General features: G+C 40.6%; 2 protein-coding genes. One reads left to right on the top strand and one right to left on the bottom strand.

Translation table 11 applies throughout. From position 1 onward, the window contains the following. Positions 1 to 127: 127 nt before the first annotated feature. A complete protein-coding gene (locus B4H32_RS03665) occupies positions 128 to 1,324 on the bottom strand; it encodes a benzoate/H(+) symporter BenE family transporter (RefSeq protein WP_004777556.1) in 1,197 nt (398 codons plus the stop codon). 104 nt (positions 1,325 to 1,428) lie between these two features. Between B4H32_RS03665 and B4H32_RS03660 the strand changes: the two genes are divergently transcribed. Then, a complete protein-coding gene (locus tag B4H32_RS03660; RefSeq protein WP_004777554.1) occupies positions 1,429 to 2,916 on the top strand; it encodes a PLP-dependent aminotransferase family protein in 1,488 nt (495 codons plus the stop codon). Positions 2,917 to 3,073: the final 157 nt, after the last annotated feature.

Below are 3,073 nucleotides of genomic sequence, written 5' to 3'. Positions count from 1 at the left end.
TGGACTAATGGCATGAACAATAGAGATGTAAGTTAAGAGAACTTTAGTACTTCTTTCCAATGGATTGCCTCAAAGTGTTTAAATTGCAAAAAGGGTATACGTGATACCCTGAACATCAATGGCTGATTTATGAACTGAACTTAAATTTACCATTCAGTACAAGATAAGAGATTAATCCTAGAACTAATCCCCAGAATGCACCACCAATCCCAAATAAGCTAATATTGGCAGCAGTGGCAACAAAGGTAATTAAAGCGGCTTCACGGCTATCAACGTCACTCATGGCATTGGCAAGGCTTCCTGCAATCGTGCCTAACAAGGCAAGTCCAGCCAGTGTGCTAATAAATGCGGTTGGAAATGCTGCAAATACTGCTGCTAATGTCACGCCAAAAATCCCGACCAAAATATAAAATATCCCTGCGGCAATCCCTGCGACCCAGCGTTTTGAGGGGTCTTCATGCGATTCCTTACCTGTACAGATTGCAGCGGTAATTGCTGCTAGGTTAAACGCATGTGAACCAAAAAATGCCATGATAAATGAGCCTAAACCTGTCACAGCCAGAATCGGTTTGGCACTGGTTTTAAAACCATCATTTTTAAGCACGAATAAACCTGGCATATATTGCCCTGTTAAGGTGATGAGGAATAAAGGTAAGGCAATACTGAGTATCGAGTTAATCGAAAACTCTGGGGCAGTAAAAATTGGTGATGCCAATTTTAGCTCAAATCCAGCAAAGTCAATTCGTGATTGCAACATCAGGAAAATAAAACCAAAAACTAAAACGCTGACAATCGCATAGCGTGCTGAAAAACGCTTGGTGATGAGATAAACAAAAAATAATGAAATCGCCAGAACTGGGTCAATGGTCATATTGGTAAAGGCAGCAATCCCAAACTGTAATAAAATTCCTGCCAATAAACCTGAGGCAATGCCAATCGGAATCAGGCGAATTAGTTTTTCAAAATAGCCTGTAATCCCTAAAATGACAAAGGCTAAGGCAGAAAGTAGATATGCCCCAATCGCTTCGGCATAAGGTACGGTCACAAGAGCAGTAATCAGAAAAGCTGCCGCAGGGGTAGACCATGCCGTAATAATCGGTTCTCGTGTGTACCAGCTTAATATTATTCCAGTAATACCGACACCAATCGAAATCGACCATACCCATGAAGCGGTAAGCTCAGGGCTAAGTCCTGCCATCTGTGCAGCCTGAAAGATTAAAATAAATGTACCGCCATAATTGACAATGACCGAGATTAAACCTGCCATAATTGGGGGCAGCAAGTCATTGGAATGACGCTGAAAAGATGAGTATTGACCAGACATAACCCAACCCCTGAAAATTTAAAAATTAAGTAGCAGAGTGTATTTTTAATGATGGTATTGTCATAAGATACAGTTTGAATATTTTTTAAAGTACCAGTTCAATCATGGCAACATCACCTTCTGCTTATTTTCCACACTTAATTTTGCCTAAAGGACAGCAAATTAAAGACGGTTTATATTGTATTTTGCGTGATGCGATTTTAGAGGGTCGCCTATCTGCGGGTACAAAATTGCCTTCGAGCCGTGCTTTGGCAGAAATGATGTTGATTTCCCGTAATTCGGTCTTGGCAGCGTTGGAACGTCTGCTTGATGAGGGTTATTTAGTCACTAGACCGAGTTCAGGCACGTATGTTGCCAATATTATCCCTGACCAACTGATTCAAATTCAAAATGATAGACAACAAACGGTATATCAATCCACGCAAACGCTTAATATTAATCCCCATATCGCCAATTTATTGCCAGATTGGCATCAGCAGAGTTTCTCTAACCAAGAAAAGAAAATGTTTCATATCGGTGTGGGCTGTGTAGATTTATTCCCCCATCAACTTTGGGGGAAATTATTAGGTCGAGCATGGCGACAGTCCTATTATCAACTCGGACAATTCCATGATCCACGAGGATATTTGCCATTGCGTCAGGCAATTTGCCAATACGTCCAATCAACACGAGGATTAAACTGTAACGAAGAACAAATTTTGATTGTGAATGGTACACAGCAGGCAATTCATCTGGCAGCTTATGCCCTGTTACAGCCACATGATCAAGTATGCTTAGATGAACCAGGTTATGATTCGGCTCTTCATATATTTCGTAGCTTTGGCGTGACTGTACAGCCGATTGAAAGTGATAATGAGGGCATGAAAGTCCCTAAGATTATCCAGCACCATGCAGCCAGTAAATTAGTTTACACAGCACCCTCACATCAGTTTCCACTTGGCGGCACATTAAGCCTTGCCCGACGTTTTGCCTTACTGGATTGGGCGGCTCAACAGCAAAAATGGATTTTTGAAGATGACTATAACAGCGAGTTTCGTTATGGCACACATCCTATTCAGGCATTGCAGGGTTTAGACCAACAGCAACGGGTGATTTATGCAGGCACATTTTCCAAAATGATGTTTCCTGAATTTCGATTGGGGTTTATGGTCGTCCCTGAAGCCTTAATTGATACAGTTAGTCTGGCAAAATATTATACCGATACTCGTAGTTCTTATCTGGAACAAGTGGCACTGACTGAATTTATAAAAGATGGTCATTATGCTCGGCATGTGCGTAAAATCCGTAAAGTCTGTTACGAACGGCAACAGGTTTTAATTGCAGCAATTCAACATCATCTCTCGGATGTATTGGACGTACAATCTACCGATTCAGGGATTCATTTGGTGTGTTGGCTAAAAGCAAATTGGACAGAGCAGGATTTTATAGCCCAATGTATACAAGTAGGTTTATCAGTACAACCATTATCCCGATATTGTCAGACTTCATCGCAAAAAGCAGCCGTATTGTTTGGTTATGCGGCACATACCCCTGATGAAATCAAAGAGCATATAGAGAAACTGGCAAGACAAATTCAAAAAGAGACGATTTAAGGAATTAGAAAGTTTAAAAAAGAAGTGGCTTCTTCTGTAAGCCTTTCCTCGCTGAGACCTGTAATCAAACATTCAATTTAGTAATAGATAATTTTATATGCAAAAGTAGTTCTGTAATAAGAAATTTTACTGAATAGCCCCAACCAAGAATATTCGT

Source organism: Acinetobacter sp. UBA2063 (assembly GCF_002333245.1).
Classification (GTDB): domain Bacteria; phylum Pseudomonadota; class Gammaproteobacteria; order Pseudomonadales; family Moraxellaceae; genus Acinetobacter; species Acinetobacter parvus.
Note: the sequence above shows the minus strand (reverse complement) of the source record. Positions and strands in the feature narration are given on the sequence as shown.